The organism is Mesorhizobium sp. M0751 (assembly GCF_040320265.1).
Taxonomy (GTDB): domain Bacteria; phylum Pseudomonadota; class Alphaproteobacteria; order Rhizobiales; family Rhizobiaceae; genus Mesorhizobium.
The window spans coordinates 1-20,577 of record NZ_JAMYPH010000020.1; the positions used below are offsets into that span (position 1 = coordinate 1).

At 62.1% G+C, this 20,577-nt stretch carries 33 protein-coding genes and 1 pseudogene; all 34 read right to left on the reverse strand.

Annotated features, from left to right (window positions below; all coding sequences use genetic code 11):
• Nucleotides 1-13: 13 nt before the first annotated feature.
• A pseudogene (locus NKI19_RS25475) lies at nucleotides 14-121 on the reverse strand (EamA/RhaT family transporter); the annotation flags it as partial.
• A 5-nt stretch (nucleotides 122-126) separates the two neighbouring features.
• Entirely contained in the window at nucleotides 127-1,107 is a 981-nt protein-coding gene (locus NKI19_RS25480) for an RluA family pseudouridine synthase (RefSeq protein WP_352491391.1), read from the reverse strand.
• 62 nt (nucleotides 1,108-1,169) lie between these two features.
• Nucleotides 1,170-1,508 carry a DUF190 domain-containing protein gene (locus tag NKI19_RS25485; protein ID WP_254817158.1) on the reverse strand — a complete coding sequence of 113 codons (339 nt, stop codon included), beginning with the start codon at nucleotides 1,506-1,508 and terminating at the stop codon, nucleotides 1,170-1,172.
• A complete protein-coding gene (gene crcB, locus NKI19_RS25490) occupies nucleotides 1,505-1,960 on the reverse strand; it encodes a fluoride efflux transporter CrcB (protein ID WP_352491408.1) in 456 nt (151 codons plus the stop codon). The genes NKI19_RS25485 and crcB (NKI19_RS25490) overlap by 4 nt, the downstream gene beginning before the upstream one ends.
• Before the next feature lie 29 nt (nucleotides 1,961-1,989).
• The gene (gene crcB / locus NKI19_RS25495) at nucleotides 1,990-2,376 is read right to left on the reverse strand and encodes a fluoride efflux transporter CrcB (protein ID WP_352491392.1); all 387 of its coding nucleotides are present in this window, start codon (nucleotides 2,374-2,376) and stop codon (nucleotides 1,990-1,992) included.
• Between the two features lie 31 nt (nucleotides 2,377-2,407).
• Nucleotides 2,408-3,238 carry an aspartyl/asparaginyl beta-hydroxylase domain-containing protein gene (locus NKI19_RS25500; protein ID WP_352491393.1) on the reverse strand — a complete coding sequence of 277 codons (831 nt, stop codon included), beginning with the start codon at nucleotides 3,236-3,238 and terminating at the stop codon, nucleotides 2,408-2,410.
• A 135-nt stretch (nucleotides 3,239-3,373) separates the two neighbouring features.
• Complete coding sequence (locus NKI19_RS25505) at nucleotides 3,374-4,684, reverse strand: replication-associated recombination protein A (protein WP_352491394.1); 1,311 nt, start codon at nucleotides 4,682-4,684, stop codon at nucleotides 3,374-3,376.
• Between the two features lie 43 nt (nucleotides 4,685-4,727).
• Nucleotides 4,728-6,215: a DegQ family serine endoprotease gene (locus tag NKI19_RS25510; protein WP_352567580.1), complete on the reverse strand. Its 1,488-nt coding sequence runs from the start codon at nucleotides 6,213-6,215 to the stop codon at nucleotides 4,728-4,730.
• Between the two features lie 191 nt (nucleotides 6,216-6,406).
• Complete coding sequence (gene rplQ, locus NKI19_RS25515; RefSeq protein WP_023675127.1) at nucleotides 6,407-6,838, reverse strand: 50S ribosomal protein L17; 432 nt, start codon at nucleotides 6,836-6,838, stop codon at nucleotides 6,407-6,409.
• Between the two features lie 39 nt (nucleotides 6,839-6,877).
• Complete coding sequence (locus tag NKI19_RS25520; protein ID WP_023675128.1) at nucleotides 6,878-7,888, reverse strand: DNA-directed RNA polymerase subunit alpha; 1,011 nt, start codon at nucleotides 7,886-7,888, stop codon at nucleotides 6,878-6,880.
• 104 nt (nucleotides 7,889-7,992) lie between these two features.
• Nucleotides 7,993-8,382, reverse strand: a complete 390-nt coding sequence (rpsK, locus tag NKI19_RS25525; RefSeq protein WP_006205444.1) for a 30S ribosomal protein S11 — start codon at nucleotides 8,380-8,382, stop codon at nucleotides 7,993-7,995.
• Nucleotides 8,383-8,521: 139 nt separating this feature from the next.
• Nucleotides 8,522-8,890: a 30S ribosomal protein S13 gene (gene rpsM / locus NKI19_RS25530; protein WP_006205445.1), complete on the reverse strand. Its 369-nt coding sequence runs from the start codon at nucleotides 8,888-8,890 to the stop codon at nucleotides 8,522-8,524.
• 198 nt (nucleotides 8,891-9,088) lie between these two features.
• Nucleotides 9,089-9,700 (reverse strand): adenylate kinase, encoded by a 612-nt coding sequence (locus NKI19_RS25535; RefSeq protein WP_352491397.1) that lies wholly within the window; start codon nucleotides 9,698-9,700, stop codon nucleotides 9,089-9,091.
• Complete coding sequence (gene secY, locus NKI19_RS25540; RefSeq protein WP_352491398.1) at nucleotides 9,697-11,037, reverse strand: preprotein translocase subunit SecY; 1,341 nt, start codon at nucleotides 11,035-11,037, stop codon at nucleotides 9,697-9,699. Before secY ends, NKI19_RS25535 begins: the two co-directional genes overlap by 4 nt.
• Nucleotides 11,038-11,228: 191 nt before the next feature.
• Nucleotides 11,229-11,702, reverse strand: coding sequence for a 50S ribosomal protein L15 (gene rplO, locus NKI19_RS25545; RefSeq protein WP_352491399.1), 474 nt, complete (start codon nucleotides 11,700-11,702; stop codon nucleotides 11,229-11,231).
• Between the two features lie 22 nt (nucleotides 11,703-11,724).
• Nucleotides 11,725-11,922: a 50S ribosomal protein L30 gene (gene rpmD, locus NKI19_RS25550; protein WP_006205449.1), complete on the reverse strand. Its 198-nt coding sequence runs from the start codon at nucleotides 11,920-11,922 to the stop codon at nucleotides 11,725-11,727.
• Between the two features lie 24 nt (nucleotides 11,923-11,946).
• Nucleotides 11,947-12,510 (reverse strand): 30S ribosomal protein S5, encoded by a 564-nt coding sequence (gene rpsE / locus NKI19_RS25555; RefSeq protein ID WP_006333394.1) that lies wholly within the window; start codon nucleotides 12,508-12,510, stop codon nucleotides 11,947-11,949.
• Nucleotides 12,511-12,594: 84 nt separating this feature from the next.
• Entirely contained in the window at nucleotides 12,595-12,954 is a 360-nt protein-coding gene (rplR, locus tag NKI19_RS25560) for a 50S ribosomal protein L18 (RefSeq protein WP_023675132.1), read from the reverse strand.
• 85 nt (nucleotides 12,955-13,039) lie between these two features.
• Entirely contained in the window at nucleotides 13,040-13,573 is a 534-nt protein-coding gene (rplF, locus tag NKI19_RS25565; protein WP_023675133.1) for a 50S ribosomal protein L6, read from the reverse strand.
• 89 nt (nucleotides 13,574-13,662) lie between these two features.
• Nucleotides 13,663-14,061: a 30S ribosomal protein S8 gene (rpsH, locus tag NKI19_RS25570; protein ID WP_006205453.1), complete on the reverse strand. Its 399-nt coding sequence runs from the start codon at nucleotides 14,059-14,061 to the stop codon at nucleotides 13,663-13,665.
• A gap of 12 nt (nucleotides 14,062-14,073) precedes the next feature.
• The gene (gene rpsN, locus NKI19_RS25575; protein WP_023675134.1) at nucleotides 14,074-14,379 is read right to left on the reverse strand and encodes a 30S ribosomal protein S14; all 306 of its coding nucleotides are present in this window, start codon (nucleotides 14,377-14,379) and stop codon (nucleotides 14,074-14,076) included.
• 27 nt (nucleotides 14,380-14,406) lie between these two features.
• A complete protein-coding gene (rplE, locus tag NKI19_RS25580; protein WP_008875670.1) occupies nucleotides 14,407-14,985 on the reverse strand; it encodes a 50S ribosomal protein L5 in 579 nt (192 codons plus the stop codon).
• A complete protein-coding gene (gene rplX / locus NKI19_RS25585; protein ID WP_352491400.1) occupies nucleotides 14,978-15,292 on the reverse strand; it encodes a 50S ribosomal protein L24 in 315 nt (104 codons plus the stop codon). Before rplX ends, rplE begins: the two co-directional genes overlap by 8 nt.
• Before the next feature lie 12 nt (nucleotides 15,293-15,304).
• Nucleotides 15,305-15,673 (reverse strand): 50S ribosomal protein L14, encoded by a 369-nt coding sequence (rplN, locus tag NKI19_RS25590; protein ID WP_006205457.1) that lies wholly within the window; start codon nucleotides 15,671-15,673, stop codon nucleotides 15,305-15,307.
• A gap of 82 nt (nucleotides 15,674-15,755) precedes the next feature.
• Nucleotides 15,756-15,995: a 30S ribosomal protein S17 gene (gene rpsQ / locus NKI19_RS25595; protein ID WP_023675136.1), complete on the reverse strand. Its 240-nt coding sequence runs from the start codon at nucleotides 15,993-15,995 to the stop codon at nucleotides 15,756-15,758.
• 11 nt (nucleotides 15,996-16,006) lie between these two features.
• Nucleotides 16,007-16,207 carry a 50S ribosomal protein L29 gene (rpmC, locus tag NKI19_RS25600; protein ID WP_006205459.1) on the reverse strand — a complete coding sequence of 67 codons (201 nt, stop codon included), beginning with the start codon at nucleotides 16,205-16,207 and terminating at the stop codon, nucleotides 16,007-16,009.
• A gap of 13 nt (nucleotides 16,208-16,220) precedes the next feature.
• The gene (gene rplP, locus NKI19_RS25605; RefSeq protein WP_006205460.1) at nucleotides 16,221-16,634 is read right to left on the reverse strand and encodes a 50S ribosomal protein L16; all 414 of its coding nucleotides are present in this window, start codon (nucleotides 16,632-16,634) and stop codon (nucleotides 16,221-16,223) included.
• A 27-nt stretch (nucleotides 16,635-16,661) separates the two neighbouring features.
• On the reverse strand, nucleotides 16,662-17,387 hold the full coding sequence (gene rpsC / locus NKI19_RS25610; RefSeq protein ID WP_023675137.1) for a 30S ribosomal protein S3: 726 nt from the start codon (nucleotides 17,385-17,387) through the stop codon (nucleotides 16,662-16,664).
• Nucleotides 17,387-17,776 (reverse strand): 50S ribosomal protein L22, encoded by a 390-nt coding sequence (gene rplV / locus NKI19_RS25615; protein WP_006205462.1) that lies wholly within the window; start codon nucleotides 17,774-17,776, stop codon nucleotides 17,387-17,389. Before rplV ends, rpsC begins: the two co-directional genes overlap by 1 nt.
• A gap of 2 nt (nucleotides 17,777-17,778) precedes the next feature.
• Nucleotides 17,779-18,057, reverse strand: coding sequence for a 30S ribosomal protein S19 (rpsS, locus tag NKI19_RS25620; RefSeq protein ID WP_006205463.1), 279 nt, complete (start codon nucleotides 18,055-18,057; stop codon nucleotides 17,779-17,781).
• 16 nt (nucleotides 18,058-18,073) lie between these two features.
• Nucleotides 18,074-18,907, reverse strand: coding sequence for a 50S ribosomal protein L2 (rplB, locus tag NKI19_RS25625; RefSeq protein WP_023675138.1), 834 nt, complete (start codon nucleotides 18,905-18,907; stop codon nucleotides 18,074-18,076).
• Nucleotides 18,908-18,929: 22 nt separating this feature from the next.
• On the reverse strand, nucleotides 18,930-19,223 hold the full coding sequence (locus NKI19_RS25630) for a 50S ribosomal protein L23 (protein ID WP_006205465.1): 294 nt from the start codon (nucleotides 19,221-19,223) through the stop codon (nucleotides 18,930-18,932).
• Nucleotides 19,220-19,840: a 50S ribosomal protein L4 gene (rplD, locus tag NKI19_RS25635; RefSeq protein ID WP_023675140.1), complete on the reverse strand. Its 621-nt coding sequence runs from the start codon at nucleotides 19,838-19,840 to the stop codon at nucleotides 19,220-19,222. The genes NKI19_RS25630 and rplD overlap by 4 nt, the downstream gene beginning before the upstream one ends.
• Nucleotides 19,840-20,568 (reverse strand): 50S ribosomal protein L3, encoded by a 729-nt coding sequence (gene rplC / locus NKI19_RS25640; RefSeq protein ID WP_352469149.1) that lies wholly within the window; start codon nucleotides 20,566-20,568, stop codon nucleotides 19,840-19,842. Before rplC ends, rplD begins: the two co-directional genes overlap by 1 nt.
• Nucleotides 20,569-20,577 lie beyond the last annotated feature (9 nt).

Below are 20,577 nucleotides of genomic sequence, written 5' to 3' on the forward strand. Positions count from 1 at the left end.
CCTACGAGATCTAAGCAGCGACGTAGTTGAGCCCCCAGGAAAAGGTCAGCCCGACCATGATAGCGGCTGCCGCCAGATCGACCGCGTCACGGCGGTCGAGGGTCTCTGTGGCGACGCCCACCAGCGCTAGTCCTCGGCACTCTGCTCGTCAAAGCCGAGTAGGTTCCAGCTCTGACGCATGTGCGGCGGCATCGGTGCGGTGACGTCGACAAAGCCCTTGTCGGGATGCGGGATGACGATGCGGCGCGCGTGCAGATGCAGGCGGTTCTGCATGCCGCCTGGAAAATCCCAATTGGTGTCGGCCTCGAAATATTTGGGATCGCCGATGATCGGGCAACCGATATGGGCGGCATGGACGCGAAGCTGGTGGGTGCGTCCGGTATAGGGTTCCATCTCCAGCCAGGACAGGGTCTGCGCCGCCTGCTCGACGATGCGGTAATAGGACACGGCGTGGTCGGCGCCCTTTTCGCCATGCTTGGCGATGCGTACGCGATCGCCGTCGGGCGTCGGTTCCTTGATCAACCAGGTCGAGATCTTGTCCTCGCGCTTCGGCGGCACGCCCTTGACCAGCGCCCAGTAGGTTTTCTTCGTCTCACGCGCCCGGAACGCTTCGGCGAGCTTCATGGCGGCGAGCCTTGTACGGGCGACAACCAGCACACCCGATGTGTCGCGGTCGAGCCGGTGCACCAGGCGCGGCTTCTCGCCCTTCTGGTTGCGCCAGGCTTCCAGCATGTCGTCAACATTGCGGGTGACGCCAGAACCGCCCTGGACCGCCAAGCCGGCCGGCTTGTTGAAGACGAAGACCTTCGGGTCCTCATGGATCAACATCTTTGCCAAAACATCGGCATCGCCCTGGTTGCGTATCGAATGGCCGGTGAGCGGGCTCTCGCCTTTCTTGTCGACTTCGAGCGGCGGCACTCGGACCGTCTGGCCGGCTTCGACGCGTGTATCGGCCTTCACCCTGCCGCCGTCGACGCGGATCTGGCCGGAACGCAGCAGCTTCTGCAGATGACCGAAACCGAGACCGGGGAAATGGCTCTTGAACCAGCGGTCGAGCCGCATGCCCGCCTCGCCGGTGTCCACTGTGATCTGTTCAACGCCTGCCATGATTCCAATCGCCGTTTTGCAGGCATGCAACGGCATTCGCCGGTACCCGCAATCTCACTCGGTTATTCGTTGTCGGTTCCATATTGCAGAACCTGAACTTTCTCCAGCGTAATCAAACCACTTGTCATGATTGTTTCAAGCACCGGCAGGAAAGCGGCCAATTTTTCCTCGTCATCGACGATCTCGATGACGAGTGGCAGATCCTCCGACAGCCGGAGGATCTTCGTGGTGTGAAGCCGGCTGGAATGGCCGAACCCCATCGCGCCGCGCAGGACGGTCGCGCCGGCGATCTGCATTTCGCGGGCCCTCAGCACGATGACCTCATACAGCGGACGGCCATCTGCCTTGTCGTTTTCGCCGATAAATATGCGCAGCAATTGTGCCTGTGTCGGTATCTTCATTGCCTGGACCTTCTCAGCCGGTTGAGGCGCACTGCAAAGATGTGGCCAAGCCAGACGGCGGCAAGCCAGGCCACCACGGATATCGCGACATTGAGTCCCGCCGCCACAAGCCTCCCGCCTTGCGCGAGGGTGAATGTTTCAAGGCTGAAGGCGGAGAAGGTCGTCAGGCCGCCGCAGAAGCCGGCCATGAAGAACTGGCGCTGCAGCGGACCGGCGAAGACGCGACCATCCGGTCCCGTCAATGTCGCGTAGAAGCCGATGAGGAATGAGCCGACGATGTTCACGAGGAGCGTGCCGAAGGGAAATCCAGTGCCCCACAAGGCGGTGCTCGCCAATGACGCAAGAGCCCGCAGCACGCCGCCGATCATGCTGCCTGCGGCCACGGTCGCATAGAGCCGAACCGTTTGGCTCCTTCTGCGCCAGCCAATGAGGTGCGCCGCACGCCCCGCCATCCCGTCGGGGCGGAGCTTCCGCGGGCTGCTCATGGCGCCCCGCTGCCAATCAGAAGACTTCCCGCGGCAAAGCCCAGTGTCACGCCGCCGAGGCTCAGGAAAACCGAAAGCAGCACATTGCCGCCGGCGCGCAGCCATTCGCCTTCGCGCGCCAGCGCCAGCGTCTGCAGGCTGAAGGAAGAGACCGTGGTGTAGCAGCCGAGGCCGCCGGTGACGACGAAGGCCCAGATGGCGGGCATGCCGTCGCGCGCTACCGCATGCGCAACGACGCCGATTGCAAACGCTCCCGAGACGTTGACCGCCATCGTGCCCCAGGGAAAGGTCTCGCCGACCCGGCGGGCGACGAAGCCAGACAGGAAGAAGCGGGCCATTGCGCCGATCGCGCCACCAAGGCAGACAAGCAACAGATGATACATCGTGCCCCCTCGCCCCGGTTACATCACAGTGTCAGGCGGCTCCGGCCTTCTTCGGCTTGCTGGAGGCGATCATCTTCCAGTTCTTGTAGAACATGGCATTGATGCGCTCGACGCTGACCGAAACGACGGCGAGGAGCGTCGAGATCAGACCGGGAAACGGCGACGGGCGAATGATGTCCATGAACACGCAGTAGCGGCGCCCGTCATACTGGTTGACCGAGCGATGCAGCAGCGTGTCGTCGAAGATGAACAGCGGGTTCTCGTGCCAGTAGTTCTTGGCGTTGCCGCACTCGACAAACACTTCCGATTTCACCGGGATGAGGTTGTAGAGGATGCGCAGGCTGAGCCGGAGCGGGCCAAAGTGCCAGGAAGTCGATTCCCTGCCGCTGAACACAGAGACGGCAATCGTCTTGATGTATTTGAAATCCTTGTTGAATTCGGCGACGTTGTCGATCTTGTGCTTGCCGTACCACTGGTAGACATACATGCCGCGCCGGCCGCTGCCGAAATTGGCGTCGATATCGGCGATGATCTCGTCCTTGCGTGCCTTAAAGACGTCCAAAACCTCGTTGACCTCACGCTGATAGTCCGGAGGAAACTGGTCCAATTTCCAGACACCGCGGTTTCTGTAGCACAGGAGATCGACGAGCAGATTGAAGGGCGCAAGCAGCCAGGTGAAGATGCCGTTGCCGAGGAAATAACCACTGAACAAGGCCCAGTTCTTGTTGTCATTGCGCAACACGTCGATCAGGCCGAGGACAATGAAAATCGTCGTCAGGATGGGAATGAAATAGAAGCCGAGCGCCAGCAGCGGGATCGCTATGGCGAGCTTCCGAAGGGTCTTGCGAGATTTTTTTGTCATTTTTCCACGCGCAGGCGCGATTCCGTTCTGAATATCGTCGGTACGTTTCTGGCCTGTCCGCCGGCCGAAGGCGCATCTTGATAGGGTTTTTTATCCCGCCAGACAACGGCGATCACACCAGTGTGCGACTGGCAGCTACTTTTCCCGCTCGCTGCGCAGCTTCGCCCAATAATCCAGTCGCTTCCTGATATCGCGCTCGAAGCCGCGCTCTGGCGGGTCGTAGAATGTCTGCCTTCCCATCTTCTCCGGAAAATAGTCCTGGCCGGAAAAAGCGTCGGGCTCGTCGTGGTCGTAGCGATAGCCGGCGCCGTAATCTTCCTGTTTCATTAGCTTGGTCGGCGCGTTGAGAATGTGCTTGGGCGGCAGCAGCGAACCGAATTCCTTCGCCGCCTGCGTGGCGGCCTTGAACGCGGTATAGACCGCATTGGATTTCGGCGCGGTGGCGAGATAGACGGTCGCCTCGGCGAAGGCCAGTTCGCCCTCGGGCGAGCCCAGATAGTCGTAGGCGTCCTTGGCGGCGTTGGCGACGACGAGTGCCTGCGGGTCGGCCAGCCCGATATCCTCCATCGCCATGCGCACCAGCCGGCGCCCGAGATAAAGCGGATCCTCGCCGGCGTCGAACATGCGGGCGAGATAGTAGAGTGCCGCGTCTGGGTCGGAGCCGCGCACCGATTTGTGCAAGGCGGAGATCAAATTGTAATGGCCGTCCTGGCCCTTGTCGTAGATCGGCGCGCGGCGCTGGACGATGCGCTGCAGCGCTTCAGCGCCGAACACCTCCTTTGATTTCGCTGCGCGCCAGACCTCTTCGGCGAGCGTCAGCGCCGCGCGGCCGTCGCCGTCGCTCATGCGGATGAGCATCGCCCGCGCGTCTTCATCGAGCGGCAGCGCCCTGCCCTCTGCCTTCTCGGCCCGCCCCAGCAGCTTGGCGATGCTGTCCTCGCCGAGCGAGTGAAAGACCAGCACGCGCGCGCGCGACAACAGCGCGGCGTTAAGCTCGAAGGACGGGTTCTCGGTGGTGGCGCCGACCAGCACCACGGTGCCGTCTTCCATCACGGGCAGAAAACTGTCCTGCTGGGCGCGGTTGAAACGATGGATCTCGTCGACGAACAGCAGTGTCTGGCGACCGTTGGAGCGGCGCAGCTTCGCTGCCTCGAACACTTTCTTCAGGTCGGCAACGCCGGAAAACACGGCCGAGATCTGTTCGAAGGCGAGGCTTGTCTCGCCGGCAAGCAGCCGTGCGACCGTGGTCTTGCCGGTGCCGGGCGGGCCCCAGAAGATCATCGAGCCGAGCGAGCCGGAGCCTATCAGTCGCGTCAGCGCGCCGTCGGGTCCGGTCAGATGCTCCTGGCCGACGACCTCGCCGAGGTTCTTTGGGCGCAGACGGTCGGCCAGCGGCCTGCCGGGCGGCGTCTTTTCCGGTTCATCGACACTGAACAGATCGGCCATGCAACTTCTTCTGCCTGGAGCCCGATCATGCTGACGGTCGGGCTCAGTAACGCAACACCTGGCGCAGTATCTGCCCGCCGCGCTCGACGGTAAAGCGCCACCAGCGCGTATCCTGCTGGGCTACCTGTTCCAGGGTCGCCGCCTTGTCGATCGTCAGGCCATTGACCTCACGCACGATGTCGCCCGGCTGGAATCCAAAATCGGCAGCGGGCGAATCGCGGTTGATGTCGACCACGGTTACGCCTTTGACATCGGTGCGCAGACCGAGCCGTTGGGCAAGCCGTGGCGACAGTTCAGCGACTTTGGCACCCGAAAACGGGCTACGCCCGCGCAATGTGAGTTCCGCAGCCTTGGCGCCTTCGGGCGGTCGTTCCAGCGCGATGTCCATCGTCGCCTGCTGACCCTTGCTCAGAACGCCGAAGCTGGCATTCGTACCAATCGACAGCGTCGCCATCCGGTAGTCCAGCGCCCCGACGCTCTCGACCGGCTTGCCGTTGAGCGACAGCACTACGTCGCCAGGCTTGAGCCCTGCCTTGGCGGCGGGTCCCGCCTCTTCGACCGAAGAAACCAGCGCACCGGCCGGTTTGTCCATGCCGAGCGATTCGGCAATCTGCGGCGTCACCGCCTCGAACTCGGCGCCGGCATATGGCCGCTCGAAGAAGTCGAGCCCGGCCTTGGCCGCATCGGCGAAAGCGCGGACCATGTTCGAAGGGATGGCAAAGCCGATGCCGATCGAGCCGCCGCTACGGCTATAGATCGCCGTGTTGATGCCGATCAGCTGCCCTCCCATGTTGACCAGCGCGCCCCCGGAATTGCCAGGGTTGATGGCGGCGTCGGTCTGGATGAAGAAGCTGGAATCGGAGACGCCGATATGGCTGCGCGCCACCGCCGAAATGATGCCGCTGGTGGTGGTCTGGCCGACCCCGAACGGATTGCCGATCGCCAGCACCAGATCGCCGACCTCGAGTGCGTCGGAATCGCCGATAGCGATCACCGGGAACGGCTTGTCGGAAGAAATCTTGAGCACGGCGAGGTCGAGCGTCTCATCCTTGAGCAGCACCTTGCTGTCGAATTCGCGCCCGTCGGCGGTCGCGACCTTGACCTGGTCAGCGTCCTTGACGACGTGGAAATTGGTGACCACGATACCGGTCGGGTCGACCAGCACCCCCGAACCGAGCGAAGACTGCGCGCGCGGCTGCGAGCGGCCGAAGAACTCCTCGAAGAACGGATCGCCGTCAAAGGGCGACGTCACCTTGGCTGTCTGCGAGGCGTAGACATTGACCACGGCCGGGGCCGTCTGCTTGACCAGCGGCGCGAAGGACAGTTGCACCTCCTCGCGGCCGAACGGCACGCGCTTGTCGGGGCCGGAAGTGGCGTTTTCGCCTTCGACGCCATGCAACAGATCGGTCAGTACGTCGGACAGACCAGGATCTGGCTTGGTCTCCTCCGCCAGCGCCTGCCTGGCCGCCGGCACGACGGCCAACGCCATCCAGGCGCAGATCAGAACAAGGGACAGCTGTTTAACGCGCATTCCGAATCCTCCAAGTCGGGCGCCATTGTCCTGACGATTGTGCAAAATGAAAGGCTAAGCCGCTGAAATCCGATTATTTTGGGTAGTCGCCGCAAAAACCGGTGACAAAACCCCTACCAGCCCTGCCCGGCACCTTCGGAAACAGAAAAGGGGCCCGCAGGCCCCTTTGAACTTCACAGAAAAACCGAAGCCTATGCAGCTGCGGCTTCCTCTTCGGTGCCTTCGGCCTCGATGCGGGCGCGGTCGCCGGCGCCTTTGGCCGAGGTGTCGCGGTCGACGAATTCGATGACGGCCATTGCGGCATTGTCACCATGGCGGAAGCCGGCCTTCATGATGCGCAGATAGCCGCCGTTGCGGGTGGCATAACGTGGCGCGATGGTATCGAACAGACGCTTGACGACACCTTCATTGCCGATCTGGGCAATCACCTGCCGGCGGGCATGCAGGTCGCCGCGCTTGCCGAGCGTCACCAGCTTCTCGACGATCGGACGCAGATCCTTCGCCTTCGGCAGCGTGGTGAGGATCTGCTCGTGCTCGATAAGCGACACGGCAAGGTTGGCAAACATCGACTTGCGATGGCTGATGCTGCGGGCGAACCGGCGGCCTTTAAATCCGTGGCGCATGGCTCTTCTCCTTCATTGCGGGTTCAAGAGGCCTGAGCCTCAATATTGATCTTCGTAACGCTTGGCGAGGTCTTCGATGTTTTCCGGCGGCCAGTCCGGCACTTCCATGCCGAGATGCAGGCCCATCGCCGCCAAAACTTCCTTGATCTCGTTCAGCGACTTGCGGCCGAAGTTCGGGGTGCGCAGCATCTCGGCTTCGGTCTTCTGGATCAGGTCGCCGATATAGACGATGTTGTCGTTCTTCAGGCAGTTGGCCGAACGCACCGAAAGCTCGAGCTCGTCGACCTTCTTGAGCAGCGCCGGGTTGAAGGCAAGCTCGGTAACCTGTTCGGCGGCGACTTCCTTCTGCGGCTCGTCGAAATTGACGAACAGGCCGAGCTGGTCCTGCAGGATGCGAGCGGCGAAGGCCACCGCGTCCTCGCCCGAGATCGAACCGTCGGTCTCGATGGTCATGGTCAGCTTGTCATAGTCGAGAACCTGGCCCTCGCGGGTGTTCTCGACCTTGTAGGAGACCTTCTTGACCGGCGAATACAGGCTATCGACGGGGATCAGCCCGATCGGCGCGTCCTCGGCGCGGTTGCGGTCGGCCGGCACATAGCCCTTGCCGGTGTCGACGGTGAATTCCATGCGGATTTCAGCGCCTTCGTCCAGCGTGCAGATGACGTGGTCGGGATTGAGGATCTCGACGTCGCCAACCGTCTGGATGTCGCCGGCGAGAACCGCACCCGGTCCCTGCTTGCGTACGACCATGCGCTTGGGGCCGTCGCCTTCCATACGGATGGCGATTTCCTTGATGTTCAAGACGATGTCGGTCACGTCCTCGCGGACGCCGGCGATGGACGAGAATTCATGCAGGACGCCATCGATCTGCACGGCGGTCACAGCCGCGCCACGCAGCGAAGACAGAAGCACGCGGCGCAGCGCGTTGCCGAGGGTGAGACCGAAGCCGCGCTCGAGCGGCTCGGCGACCAGCGTGGTCAGCGTCTTCTTCTTCGACGAGAACTCGATCTTGTTCGGCTTGATCAGTTCTTGCCAATTTTTCTGGATCATAGTGCTTTCCTTCCGTTGTCCCGCCACCATCCAATCGTGGCGGGCGACCTGGAATGCCGTGGAGGAGCGCCTTTGAGGCGCTCGCGCGGCGTTCGGTAAATTCTTTAGACGCGGCGCTTCTTGCGCGGGCGGCAGCCATTGTGCGGGATCGGCGTCACATCACGGATCGAGGTGATGGTGAAGCCGGCTGCCTGCAGCGCGCGCAGCGCCGATTCACGACCGGAGCCGGGTCCACAGACCTCGACCTCGAGCATGCGCATGCCATGTTCCTGGGCCTTCTTGGCAACATCTTCTGCGGCCATCTGGGCAGCGAACGGGGTCGACTTGCGCGATCCCTTGAAGCCCTGGGCTCCGGCCGACGACCAGGCAATGGAATTGCCCTGCGCGTCCGTGATGGTGATCATCGTGTTGTTGAAGGTCGAATTGACGTGGGCAACGCCCGACGAGATGTTCTTGCGTTCGCGACGGCGAACACGAGCGGCTTCCTTGGCCATGATAGTCCTTTCAGTTGATCTCTACACCGCCGTAATGCCAGCGGCTCCACCAGGGAGAAGGCAGTAGGGGAATATGGCAGTAGGGCAGTATGTCTGCCGTTCCTATTGCCTTACTGCCCTACTCCCTTACTGCCCTAAATTACTTCTTCTTTCCGGCAATCGACTTGGCCGGGCCCTTGCGGGTGCGCGCATTGGTGTGTGTGCGCTGACCACGAACCGGCAGCGAGCGGCGGTGACGCAGGCCGCGGTAGCAGCCGAGGTCCATGAGCCGCTTGATGTTCATCGACACTTCGCGGCGCAGGTCGCCCTCGACCTGGTAGTCGCGGTCGATGGTCTCGCGGATCTGCAGCACTTCCGCGTCGGTCAGCTGGTTGACGCGACGCTCGGCCGGGATGCCGACCTTGTCGACGATCTCCTGGGCGAACTTCTTGCCAATGCCGTGAATGTATTGAAGCGCAATGACGACGCGCTTGTTGGTCGGAATGTTGACGCCGGCTATACGAGCCATGTTCTTCTCTTCTCCATATAGGCCGGACGAGCCGGCGCTTCAAGTTGCCCCGCGTCCGGTGGAGGCCGGCCCTTGCGGGAGTTTCCAGTTCAAAGCGGCCTGCCTTGCCCTTGCGGACAAGCAAGCCTCATGCCTGATAGGAAGACGGGCCGCCATACCCCAGCGGACCGCTCCAGTCAAGCGCAATCGTTCGATTCGCTAGCCGGCCGCCTGGCCAACTTTCCGGGTCGTCGCCCTGAGCACCGCCTCGATCTGTTGCGTCACCGCATCAATGTCGGCCATGCCATCGACGCCCCTGAGTTTGCCCTTGGCGTAGTAGTAGCCGATCAGCGGCGAAGTTTTCTTGTAATATTCCCTCAAGCGTTCTTCGAACACCGCTGGACTGTCGTCCTTGCGCACCGGCAGGCCTGCGGCCTTGGCTTCTTCGGCGCGCTTGACGATTCGGCCAACCAGCGCCTTGTCGTCGACGACAAATTCGATGACTGCGTCGAGCTCCAGTCCGCGATCCGACAGCATTTCCTCAACGGCGTCCGCTTGCACCAGGGTTCGCGGGTATCCGTCAAGGATGAAGCCGTTTGCGCAATCAGCTTGATCGATGCGCTCAGCCACGATGGCGTTGACGATAGCATCGGACACCAGTTCGCCAGCGTCCATCACCGCCTTGGCGCGCCTGCCGACTTCGGTGCCGGCCTGAACAGCAGCACGCAGCATGTCACCCGTGGAAAGCTGTGGGATGCCGTGTCGTTCTACCAGTCTTAGTGCTTGTGTCCCCTTGCCCGCCCCCGGCGGTCCAAGCAATATCAACCTCATCTGGCCTTTTTCCCCCCGCGCAGCTTCGACTTCTTGATCAGGCCCTCATACTGGTGCGCGATCAGGTGACCCTGAATCTGCGCCACCGTATCGAGCGTTACACTGACCACGATCAGGAGCGAAGTGCCACCAAGGTAGAACGGTACGCCAGTCGCTGAAATCAGGAACTCAGGCAGCAGACACACCAGCACCAGATAGATGGCGCCGACGACGGTGATGCGGGTGAGCACATAGTCGATATAATCCGCAGTGCGCTCGCCCGGACGATAGCCCGGGATGAAGCCCGAATGCTTCTTGAGCTGGTCGGCGGTGTCCTTCGGATTGAAGACGATCGCCGTATAGAAGAAGGCGAAGAACACGATCATCGCCGCGTAGAAGGTCATATAGAGCGGCTGGCCGTGGCCAAGCGACGCTAGGATGGTGCTGGCCCATGCAGGCATATTGGTGGTCTGCGAGAAGCCGGCAACCGTTGCCGGAAGCAGCAGCAGCGACGAGGCGAAGATCGGCGGAATGACGCCGGAGGTGTTGAGCTTAAGCGGCAGATGCGAGGTATCGCCCTGGAACATACGATTGCCGACTTGGCGCTTGGGATACTGGATCAGCAGGCGGCGCTGGGCGCGCTCGAAGAAGACGATCAGCGCGATGACGATGATGGCCAGCACGATGATTGCCAGGATCAGGCCGGTCGACAGGGCGCCGGTGCGGCCAAGCTCCAGCGTGCCGGAGATGGCGCGCGGCAAGCCGGCGACAATGCCGGAGAAGATGATCAGCGAAATGCCGTTGCCGATGCCGCGAGCGGTGATCTGCTCGCCAAGCCACATCAGGAACATGGTGCCGCCGACCAGCGTGACGACGGTAGAGATGCGGAAGAACATGCCGGGATCGTTGACGATGCCGTTGCCGCCCTCAAGCCCGACCGAAATGCCGTAGGCCTGAACCAGCGCCAGAAGCACGGTGCCGTAGCGCGTGTACTGATTGATGATCTTGCGGCCCTGCTCGCCTTCCTTTTTCAGCGCTTCCAGCGACGGAATGACCGAGGTCATCAGCTGCATGATGATGGAGGCCGAGATATAGGGCATGATGCCGAGGGCAAAGATCGCCATGCGCTGCACGGCGCCGCCGGCGAACATGTTGAACATGCCGAGCACGCCCTTGCTCTGCGACGAGAAGGCCTGGGCGAAAGCGTCGGGATTGATGCCGGGCAGCGGGATATAGGTGCCAAGGCGGTAGACGAGCAGCGCGCCGATGGTGAACCAGATGCGCTTCTTCAGATCCTCGGCTTTGGCGAAGGCCGAAAAATTCAGATTCGAGGCTAGTTGTTCAGCAGCCGAAGCCATGCCTGATTCTCCGCTTGGTCACGCTCGATGCCCGCAGCTCAGGCGGCGCGTGTCACCGAAGCTCACGAGATAAGCTCCGGACTGCAAACATGCAAGCGGCCGCGTTGATGCGGCCGCCACATCTGTCGGATCAAAGCACGACCGCAGGCAAAACCGAATTCCACCTTTGCCGAACGTGCTTCAAATTGCCGTTACTCGGCAGCTGCCTTCTCAGGCAGCTTCACCGAACCGCCGGCCTTTTCGATCTTCTCGATCGCGGCCTTGGAGGCTCCGGCCACGTCGAAGGCAAGCTTGGCCTTGATGTCGCCGTCCGAAAGGATGCGCACGCCGTCCTTGACGCGACGGATGACGCCGGCCGCAACCAGCGCCTCGGCCGTCACAACTGTCTTAGCGTCGAACTTCTTGGCATCGAGCGCCGCCTGGATGCGGGCCAGCGACACGACGGTGAAGCTCTTGGCGAAGATATTGTTGAAGCCGCGCTTCGGCAGACGGCGGTAGAGCGGCATCTGGCCGCCCTCGAAGCCGTTGACGGCGACGCCGGAGCGCGCCTTCTGGCCCTTGACGCCGCGACCGGCGGTCTTGCCCGAACCGGAACCGATGCCACGGCCAAGACGCTTCTTGGAATGCGTCGCGCCGTCCTTGTCACGCAGATCGTTGAGTTTCATCTGGGTTCTCCTGCGCTCTGGCTCAGCCCTCGTCCACGACGCGGACGAGATGCTGGACGGCAGCGATCATGCCGCGCACCGAGGGCGTATCCTCCAGCGTGCGCTGCTTGTGCATCTTGTTGAGGCCGAGGCCGACCAGCGTTGCGCGCTGCTCTTTCGGCCGGCGGATCGGCGAACCGATCTGCTCGACGGTGATGGTCTTGGTAGCTTTCTTGGCCATGGTCAGATCCCTGGTCAGCGTCGACTATTCTTCAGCCGCAACGGCGGTGCCGCGGCGGGCCTGAAGGGTCGAATACTTGATGCCGCGCGCGGCAGCCACATCCTTTGGATGCATCTGGCTCTTCAACGCGTCGAAAGTGGCGCGAACCATGTTGTAGGGGTTCGAAGAACCCATCGACTTGGCGACCACGTCATGCATGCCGAGCGTCTCGAAAACGGCGCGCATCGGGCCGCCGGCGATGATGCCGGTACCTTGCTTGGCAGCGCGCAGCAGAACACGTCCCGCGCCCCAGCGTCCCTCGACGTCATGGTGCAGCGTGCGGCCCGAGCGCAGCGGCACGAAGATCATGTCGCGCTTGGCCGATTCGGTCGCCTTGCGGATCGCCTCCGGCACTTCGCGCGCCTTGCCGTGGCCGAAGCCGACGCGGCCCTTCTGGTCGCCGACGACGACGAGGGCTGCAAAGCCGAAGCGCCTGCCGCCCTTGACGACCTTGGCGACACGGTTGATGTGGACGAGCTTGTCGACCATGCCGTCGTCGCGCTCTTCGCGATCACGGCCGCGGCCGCCATCCCTACGTTCCTGTGCCATATCCTGTTCCTTGTTTTTTTCCGGAAGCACGGTTGATGATGATATCCGGCACCTCTGCGGGTCGCCGGGGGCGAATTTTCGTTTTTAGAAGCTCAGACCACCTTCACGGGCAGCCTCGGCAAGCGCCTTGACGCGGCCGTGGTAGATGTAGGCGCCGCGGTCGAAGACGACTTCCTTGACGCCGGCCTTCGAGGCACGCTCGGCGATCAGCTTGCCGATGGCAGCTGCGGCCGCGGTGTCGGCGCCGGTCTTGAGCGAGCCCTTGAGCTCCTTCTCGAGCGTCGATGCAGCGGCAATGGTGTGGCCCTTGGCGTCGTCGATCACCTGGACGTAGATGTTCTTCGACGTGCGATGGACCGACAAGCGCGGACGATCGCCGGCAACCTTCTTGATCTGGCGGCGGACGCGCTGAGCGCGGCGTTGGGTGGATTCTTTCGAGCCCATGATATCAGTTCCTTGCCTTCAAAAAACGGGGGCAACCATATGCGGTAGGACAAGCCTCCCGCGGCCGCTCCCCGCGGCGTTAAGATTACTTCTTCTTGCCTTCCTTGCGGACGATCTTCTCGCCAGCATAGCGAACGCCCTTGCCCTTGTAGGGCTCGGGGCTGCGATACTCGCGGATCTCGGCGGCGACCTGGCCGACCTGCTGCTTGTCGATGCCGGTCACGGTGATTTCCGTCGGCTTCGGCACCGAAATCGTCACGCCCTGCGGCGTCTCGTAGACGACGTCATGGCTGAAGCCGAGCGCCAGCTGCAGGTTCTTGCCCTGCATGGCGGCACGATAGCCGACGCCGGTGATCTCGAGCTTCTTTTCGAAGCCGTCCTTGACGCCCTGCAGGATGTTGACGATCTGCGTGCGCGACATGCCCCATTTGGAGCGGGCGGTCTTGGTCTGGTCGCGCGGCTGGACAGCGATCTCGCTGCCTTCCATCTTGACCAGCACTTCGTCGTTCACCACGAACTTCAGCTCGCCCTTCGGACCCTTCGCCGTCACGGTCTGGCCATTGACGGTCGCGGTCACGCCCTGCGGCAGCGAAACGGGTTTCTTTCCAATACGAGACATTTTGTTGTCCTCGTCACTTCTCTTGTTTCAGGTCTCGGCTTTCGGGACTTGATCCCGAAAGCCAGTTTCCAACCGGGTCACATACCAGATCAGAAGATCTGGCAGAGGATTTCCCCGCCGACATTCTGTTCACGCGCTTCGTGGTCGGCCATCACGCCCTTCGGCGTCGAAAGGATGGCGATGCCGAGGCCGTTGGCGACGTGCGGTATCGACTTGGCCGAAACGTAGACGCGGCGGCCGGGCTTCGAGACCCGGGCGATTTCGCGCACCACCGGCGCACCGTCGAAATACTTCAGCTCGATCTCGATTTCGGACTTGCCGTTGTCGAAGTCGGTCTGGCTGTAGTCGCGGATATAGCCTTCGGCCTTCAGCACGTCGAGGACGCGGGTACGCAGGCGCGAGGCCGGCGTCGAAACGCTCGACTTCTTACGGCCATATGCGTTGCGGATGCGGGTCAGCATATCGCCGAGAGGATCGCTCAATGACATGTTATGTCCTCCTTACCAGCTCGACTTGACCAGGCCTGGGATCTGGCCGTTATTGCCGAGATCACGAAGCGCGATACGCGATACTTTGAGCTTGCGATAATAGGCACGCGGACGTCCGGTGACTTCGCAGCGGTTGCGGATGCGGGTCTTGGCCGAGTTGCGCGGCAGCGCCGAAAGCTTCAGCTGAGCGCGGAAGCGCTCTTCCATCGGCTTGGACTGATCCATGATGATCGCCTTGAGCACCTTGCGCTTGGCAGCGAACTGGTCCGCAAGCTTGCGGCGCCTGTTGTTCTTCTCGACTGAGCTGGTCTTTGCCATTTCAGATTTTTCCTTTTCTCGCTGCCGTTACTGGCGGAAGGGGAAGTTGAAGGCCTTGAGCAATGCCCTGGCTTCGTCGTCCGTCTTCGCAGTCGTACAAACGATGACGTCCATGCCCCAGATCTGATCAACCTTGTCGTAGTTGATCTCCGGAAACACGATGTGTTCCTTGATGCCCATGGCATAGTTGCCACGGCCATCGAAGCTCTTCGGATTAAGTCCGCGGAAGTCGCGGACGCGCGGCAGTGCGATGTTCACGAGGCGGTCGAGGAACTCGTACATGCGTTCCTTGCGCAGCGTAACCTTGGCGCCGATCGGCATCTTCTCGCGGACCTTGAAGCCGGCGATCGAGTTGCGGGCGCGGGTGACGACGGCCTTCTGGCCGGCGATCATTGCAAGGTCTTCCGCCGCGATCGAAGGCTTCTTCGAATCGCCGGTCGCCTCGCCGACGCCCATGTTCAGCACGATCTTGTCGATGCGCGGAACCTGCATCTCGTTCTCGTAGCCGAACTGCTCCTGCAGCGCCTTGCGAATGGTCTCGTTGTAGACCTGCTTGAGGCGCGGCGTGTTCTGGGCAGTTGCCTGCTTGGTTTGAGCCTTAGCCATTGATGACTTCTCCCGAGCGCTTGGCGACGCGCACCTTCTTGCCGTCCTTCTGGAAGAAGAAGCCGACGCGGGTCGGCTTGCCATCCTTGGGGTCGGCCAGCGCGATGTTCGACAGCTGGATCGGCGCTTCCTTGGTGATGATCCCGCCCTCTTGGGACTGGGACTGCTTCTGGTGACGACGGATCAGGTTGACGCCGCGCACCAGCGCGGTGTCGTCCTTCGGCTGCACCGAAAGGACTTCGCCCGAACGGCCCTTGTCCTTGCCGGCCAGCACGACGACCTTGTCGCCTTTTCTAATCTTTTGCATTGGTCCGGCTCCTTACAGCACTTCAGGCGCGAGCGAGATGATCTTCATGTGGTTCTTGGCGCGGAGTTCGCGCGGAACCGGTCCGAAGATACGCGTGCCGATCGGCTCTTTCTTGTTGTCGACGAGAACGGCTGCGTTCTTGTCGAAACGGATCACGCTGCCGTCCGGGCGGCGGATGTCCTTGGCCGTGCGAACCACGACCGCCTTCATCACATCGCCCTTCTTGACGCGGCCGCGCGGGATGGCTTCCTTGATCGACACCACGATGATGTCGCCCACGGAAGCGTATTTCCGCTTCGAGCCGCCCAGCACCTTGATGCACATGACACGACGGGCGCCGGAATTATCCGCGACGTCGAGGTTTGTTTGCATCTGAATCATGACTGGCCGCCTTCTTCTTTTCTAACGGGACGGGTTTCTCACCCCTCCCCGGTCTGTCCAAAATTCGTTTCGTTGACCCTGATCAGGCCTGGTCCGAAGACACCACGACCCAGCGCTTGTCCTTGGAAATCGGCTTCGATTCCTGGATGAACACCTGATCGCCGACCTTGTGGGCGTTGTTCTCGTCGTGCGCCTTGTACTTCTTGGTCATGCGCACGGTCTTCTTCATCACGGGATGCGTGAAGCGCCGTTCGACCTTGACGACAACCGTCTTCTCGTTCTTGTCGCTGACGACGGTGCCCTGCAGAATGCGCTTTGGCATGGTTTTCGTCCTTAAGCCTTCTTGGCCGCGGACTTTTCCGCAGCGATGGTCTTGATACGCGCAATGTCCTTGCGGACCTGCCTCACGCGCGCGGTCTTCTCAAGCTGGCCGGTGGCCTTCTGGAAGCGCAGGTTGAACTGCTCCTTCTTCAGGCTGGCCAGGTCGTCGGTCAGCTGGTCCTGGGTCTTGGTCCGGATGTCTTCGGCTTTCATGATCAGCCCGTCCTTATTCTGCGATGCGCTGTACGAAGCGCGTCCTGACCGAGAGCTTGGCCGCGCCGAGACGCAGCGCCTCACGGGCGGTTTCCTCGTTGACGCCGTCGATCTCGAACATGATGCGGCCCGGCTTGACGCGTGCCGCCCAGTAGTCGACCGCGCCCTTGCCCTTACCCATGCGGACTTCGGTCGGCTTCGACGTCACCGGCACGTCCGGGAAGATACGGATCCACACGCGGCCGGCACGCTTCATCTCGCGGGTGATCGCGCGGCGGGCCGCCTCGATCTCGCGCGCGGTGACGCGGTTCGGCTCAAGCGCCTTCAGCCCGAAACCACCGAAATCCAGGTTGGTGCCGCCCTTGGCGGTACCATGGATGCGGCCCTTGAACTGCTTGCGGAACTTTGTGCGCTTTGGCTGCAGCATCGTTCTAACTCCAAATTCCTAAATGTCTTACGCGTTTTCGCGACGGCGACCGCGTTCGCGCTCACCACCACCGCCATGCGCATGATCGCCCTCGGTGGCGCGGCGCTCCGAAGCCATCGGGTCGTGCTCGAGGATCTCGCCCTTGAACACCCAGACTTTGACGCCGCAGATGCCGTAGGCCGTATTCGCCTCGGCCGTGCCGTAGTCGACGTCGGCACGCAGCGTATGCAGCGGCACGCGGCCTTCACGATACCATTCCATGCGCGCGATCTCGGCGCCGCCGAGACGGCCGGCGCAGTTGATGCGGATGCCTTCGGCACCGAGGCGCATCGCCGACTGCACGGCGCGCTTCATGGCGCGGCGGAACGCGATGCGGCGCTCGAGCTGCTGGGCGATCGACTGGGCGACCAGGGTCGCGTCGATCTCCGGCTTGCGCACTTCGACGATGTTCAGATGCGTCTCGGACTTGGTCATCTCCATCAGCTTCTTGCGAAGCTTCTCGATGTCGGCGCCCTTCTTGCCGATGATCAGGCCCGGACGCGCCGCATGGATGGTGACGCGGCACTTCTTGTGCGGACGCTCGATCACGACCTTCGAGATCGCAGCCTGCTTGAGTTCCTTCTCAAGATATTTGCGGATCTTGATGTCCTCGTGCAGCAGCTTGCCGTACTCGCCGGTGTTCGCGAACCAGCGCGAATCCCAGGTGCGGTTGATGCCGAGACGCAGACCGATCGGATTGACTTTCTGGCCCATTATGCGGCCTCCCCTTTTTCTTCGACTTCACGAACGACGATCGTGAGGTGCGAGAACGGCTTCTCGATACGGCTGGCGCGACCACGGCCACGGGCATGGAACCGCTTCATGACGATCGACTTGCCGACATAGGCTTCCGCCACAATCAGCGCATCGACGTCGAGGTCGTGGTTGTTTTCCGCGTTGGCGATCGCCGATTCCAGCGTCTTCTTGACCGTGCCGGAAATCCGCTTGGCCGAGAATTCGAGGTCGGAAAGCGCTGTCGCGACCTTCTTGCCGCGGATCAGCGCGGCAACCAGGTTCAGCTTCTGCGGGCTGATACGGATCGTGCGCAACACGGCGCGCGCTTCGTTGTCAGCAAGCCTGCGCGGAGCTTTGGCCTTGCCCATGATTATTTCCTCTTCGCCTTCTTATCCGCGCCGTGACCGTAATAGGTCCGGGTCGGAGCGAATTCACCGAACTTGTGACCGACCATGTCCTCGTTCACCGAGACGGGAACGTGCTTCTGGCCGTTGTAGACACCGAAGGTGAAGCCGACGAACTGCGGCAGGATGGTGGAGCGGCGGCTCCACATCTTGATCACCTCATTGCGACCACCTTCACGAACCTTGTCCACCTTCTTCAGAAGGTAGCCGTCGATGAAGGGGCCTTTCCAAATCGAACGAGTCACTTGGCGTTACCTCTTCTTAGCTCTTGCGCTGATGGCGCGAGCGCAGGATGAACTTGTCGGTCGCCTTGTTGGACCGCGTCTTCTTGCCCTTGGTCGGCTTGCCCCAGGGCGAAACCGGATGGCGGCCACCCGAGGTGCGGCCTTCGCCGCCGCCATGTGGATGGTCGACCGGGTTCATGGTCACGCCGCGATTGTGCGGACGTTTGCCGCGCCACACGGTGCGGCCTGCCTTGCCGTCATTGATGTTGCCGTGGTCCGGATTGGACACGGCACCGACAGTGGCCATGCAGGAGCCGTGGACGACACGCTGCTCGCCCGAGTTGAGGCGCAGGATCGCCATGCCCTGGTCGCGACCGACGAGCTGGCCATAACCACCGGCCGAACGGGCGACCTGAGCGCCCTTGCCGGGCTTCAGCTCGATATTGTGGACGATCGTGCCAACCGGCATCGAGGCCAGCGGCATCGCATTGCCGGGTTTCACGTCGACCGATTCACCGGCCACGATCTTGTCGCCGGGAGCCAGACGCTGCGGGGCGATGATGTAGGACAGCTCGCCATCGTCATACTTGATCAGCGCGATGAAGGCGGTGCGGTTCGGATCGTATTCGATACGCTCGACCGTGCCGACGACGTCGAACTTGCGGCGCTTGAAGTCGATGATACGGTAGGTGCGCTTGTGACCGCCGCCGATGAAGCGGGCCGTGATGCGGCCGTAATTGTTGCGGCCGCCCGACTTGGTCAGGCCTTCGGTTAGGCCCTTGACGGGCTTGCCCTTGTAGAGGCCCGAGCGGTCGACGATGACCAGCTGACGGGTGCTCGGCGTTACCGGGTTGAATTTTTTCAGTGCCATTGTTCTGTCCTCGCGACCTTGCTCAGAGACCCGTCGCGACGTCGATCGACTGGCCGTCGGCCAGCGTCACAACCGCCTTCTTGACGTCGCTCTGGCGGCCGATCGTGCCGCGGAAGCGCTTGATCTTGCCCTTGCGGACAAGCGTGTTCACGGCCATCACCTTGACGCCGAACAGCGCTTCGACGGCGGCCTTGATTTCCGGCTTCGACGCCTTCTTGGCGACATTGAAGACGACCTGGTTCTGCTCGGAAGCCATGGTCGACTTTTCGGTGATCGCCGGCGAGACGATCACGTCGTAATGACGAAGGTCGGTCATTTGAAGCGCTCCTCGAGAGCCTCGACGGCGGCCTTCGAAAGGACCAGCGTGCCGCGGCGCAGAATGTCGTAGACGTTGATGCCCTGGATGGGCAGCACGTCGATGTTCGGGATGTTGGTCGCCGCCAGCTTGAAATTCTTGTCAAGCTCGGCGCCGCCGATCACCAGGGCGTTGCTCAGGCCCAGCGTCGCGAAATTCGCGATCAGTGCCTTGGTCTTGGCCTCGGTCAGCTTCAGCTCATCGATGATGATGATCGACGCGCTCTTGGCTTTGGCCGAAAGCGCATGCTTGAGACCGAGCGCACGCACCTTCTTCGGCAGATCGTGCTCGTGGCTGCGCACGACCGGGCCGTGGGCTTTACCGCCGCCGCGGAACTGCGGAGCGCGAGCCGAATGGTGACGGGCGCGGCCGGTACCCTTCTGCTTGTACATCTTGGCGCCGGTGCGGGCGATTTCCGCGCGGCCCTTGGCCTTGTGTGTGCCCTGCTGCTTCTTGGCAAGCTGCCAGCGCACGACGCGCTGCAGGATGTCCTCGCGCGGATCAAGGCCGAAAATCTCTTCGGAGAGCTTCAGCTTGCCGGCGTCCTTGCCGCCAAGCGTTGTAATCTTGAGGTCCATTATTCCGCTCCCTCTGTGGCCTGGGCCTCGTTCTTGGCGGCACCATCGGTTGCAACGGCGCGGATCGCGGCGGGCTTCGGCGCATTGGCCGGAAGCGCTACCTTGGCCGCGTCGCGGACCAGGATCCATGCACCCTTCGAACCCGGGACGGCACCGCGGATCAGGATCAGGCCGCGATCGGCGTCGGTCGAGACGACCTCGACATTCTGCGTGGTGACGCGGGTGTCACCCATGTGGCCGGCCATATGCTTGCCCTTGAACACCTTGCCCGGATCCTGGCGCTGGCCGGTCGAGCCGTGTGTACGGTGCGACACCGAGTTGCCGTGCGTCGCGCGGCCGCCACCCATGTGGTGCCGCTTGATGACGCCCTGAAAGCCCTTGCCGATCGTGGTTCCCGTCACATCGACCTTCTGGCCGACGACGAAATGCTCGACGGTGATCTCGGCGCCGACATCGATCATGTTGTCGGCGGAGACGCGGAACTCGGCAACCTTGGCCTTCGGCTCGACGGAAGCGGTCGCGAAATGGCCGCGCATCGCCTTCGACGTGTTCTTCACCTTGGCGAGGCCAACGCCGAGCTGGACGGCGGTATAGCCGTTCTTCTCCTGCGTGCGCTGCGCCACGACCTGGCAGTTCTCCATCTGGAGAACAGTGACGGGAACATGTTCCCCGGCATCGTTGTAGATGCGGGTCATTCCCACCTTCTTTGCAATCACACCTGAACGCATCGGTTCAAT

Bases quoted from the DNA above. Each gene is read 5' to 3' on its own strand.
- NKI19_RS25480 (WP_352491391.1), bottom strand. From the start codon at position 1,107: ATGGCAGGCGTTGAACAGATCACAGTGGACACCGGCGAGGCGGGCATG.
- NKI19_RS25485 (WP_254817158.1), bottom strand. From the start codon at position 1,508: ATGAAGATACCGACACAGGCACAATTGCTGCGCATATTTATCGGCGAA.
- crcB (WP_352491408.1), bottom strand. From the start codon at position 1,960: ATGGCGGGGCGTGCGGCGCACCTCATTGGCTGGCGCAGAAGGAGCCAA.
- crcB (WP_352491392.1), bottom strand. From the start codon at position 2,376: ATGTATCATCTGTTGCTTGTCTGCCTTGGTGGCGCGATCGGCGCAATG.
- NKI19_RS25500 (WP_352491393.1), bottom strand. From the start codon at position 3,238: ATGACAAAAAAATCTCGCAAGACCCTTCGGAAGCTCGCCATAGCGATC.
- NKI19_RS25505 (WP_352491394.1), bottom strand. From the start codon at position 4,684: ATGGCCGATCTGTTCAGTGTCGATGAACCGGAAAAGACGCCGCCCGGC.
- NKI19_RS25510 (WP_352567580.1), bottom strand. From the start codon at position 6,215: ATGCGCGTTAAACAGCTGTCCCTTGTTCTGATCTGCGCCTGGATGGCG.
- rplQ (WP_023675127.1), bottom strand. From the start codon at position 6,838: ATGCGCCACGGATTTAAAGGCCGCCGGTTCGCCCGCAGCATCAGCCAT.
- NKI19_RS25520 (WP_023675128.1), bottom strand. From the start codon at position 7,888: ATGATCCAGAAAAATTGGCAAGAACTGATCAAGCCGAACAAGATCGAG.
- rpsK (WP_006205444.1), bottom strand. From the start codon at position 8,382: ATGGCCAAGGAAGCCGCTCGTGTTCGCCGTCGCGAACGCAAGAACATC.
- rpsM (WP_006205445.1), bottom strand. From the start codon at position 8,890: ATGGCTCGTATAGCCGGCGTCAACATTCCGACCAACAAGCGCGTCGTC.
- NKI19_RS25535 (WP_352491397.1), bottom strand. From the start codon at position 9,700: ATGAGGTTGATATTGCTTGGACCGCCGGGGGCGGGCAAGGGGACACAA.
- secY (WP_352491398.1), bottom strand. From the start codon at position 11,037: ATGGCTTCGGCTGCTGAACAACTAGCCTCGAATCTGAATTTTTCGGCC.
- rplO (WP_352491399.1), bottom strand. From the start codon at position 11,702: ATGAAACTCAACGATCTGCGTGACAAGGACGGCGCGACGCATTCCAAG.
- rpmD (WP_006205449.1), bottom strand. From the start codon at position 11,922: ATGGCCAAGAAAGCTACCAAGACCATCACCGTCGAGCAGATCGGTTCG.
- rpsE (WP_006333394.1), bottom strand. From the start codon at position 12,510: ATGGCACAGGAACGTAGGGATGGCGGCCGCGGCCGTGATCGCGAAGAG.
- rplR (WP_023675132.1), bottom strand. From the start codon at position 12,954: ATGGGCTCGAAAGAATCCACCCAACGCCGCGCTCAGCGCGTCCGCCGC.
- rplF (WP_023675133.1), bottom strand. From the start codon at position 13,573: ATGTCTCGTATTGGAAAGAAACCCGTTTCGCTGCCGCAGGGCGTGACC.
- rpsH (WP_006205453.1), bottom strand. From the start codon at position 14,061: ATGTCATTGAGCGATCCTCTCGGCGATATGCTGACCCGCATCCGCAAC.
- rpsN (WP_023675134.1), bottom strand. From the start codon at position 14,379: ATGGCAAAGACCAGCTCAGTCGAGAAGAACAACAGGCGCCGCAAGCTT.
- rplE (WP_008875670.1), bottom strand. From the start codon at position 14,985: ATGGCTAAGGCTCAAACCAAGCAGGCAACTGCCCAGAACACGCCGCGC.
- rplX (WP_352491400.1), bottom strand. From the start codon at position 15,292: ATGCAAAAGATTAGAAAAGGCGACAAGGTCGTCGTGCTGGCCGGCAAG.
- rplN (WP_006205457.1), bottom strand. From the start codon at position 15,673: ATGATTCAGATGCAAACAAACCTCGACGTCGCGGATAATTCCGGCGCC.
- rpsQ (WP_023675136.1), bottom strand. From the start codon at position 15,995: ATGCCAAAGCGCATTCTGCAGGGCACCGTCGTCAGCGACAAGAACGAG.
- rpmC (WP_006205459.1), bottom strand. From the start codon at position 16,207: ATGAAAGCCGAAGACATCCGGACCAAGACCCAGGACCAGCTGACCGAC.
- rplP (WP_006205460.1), bottom strand. From the start codon at position 16,634: ATGCTGCAGCCAAAGCGCACAAAGTTCCGCAAGCAGTTCAAGGGCCGC.
- rpsC (WP_023675137.1), bottom strand. From the start codon at position 17,387: ATGGGCCAGAAAGTCAATCCGATCGGTCTGCGTCTCGGCATCAACCGC.
- rplV (WP_006205462.1), bottom strand. From the start codon at position 17,776: ATGGGCAAGGCCAAAGCTCCGCGCAGGCTTGCTGACAACGAAGCGCGC.
- rplB (WP_023675138.1), bottom strand. From the start codon at position 18,907: ATGGCACTGAAAAAATTCAACCCGGTAACGCCGAGCACCCGTCAGCTG.
- NKI19_RS25630 (WP_006205465.1), bottom strand. From the start codon at position 19,223: ATGACCGACCTTCGTCATTACGACGTGATCGTCTCGCCGGCGATCACC.
- rplD (WP_023675140.1), bottom strand. From the start codon at position 19,840: ATGGACCTCAAGATTACAACGCTTGGCGGCAAGGACGCCGGCAAGCTG.
- rplC (WP_352469149.1), bottom strand. From the start codon at position 20,568: ATGCGTTCAGGTGTGATTGCAAAGAAGGTGGGAATGACCCGCATCTAC.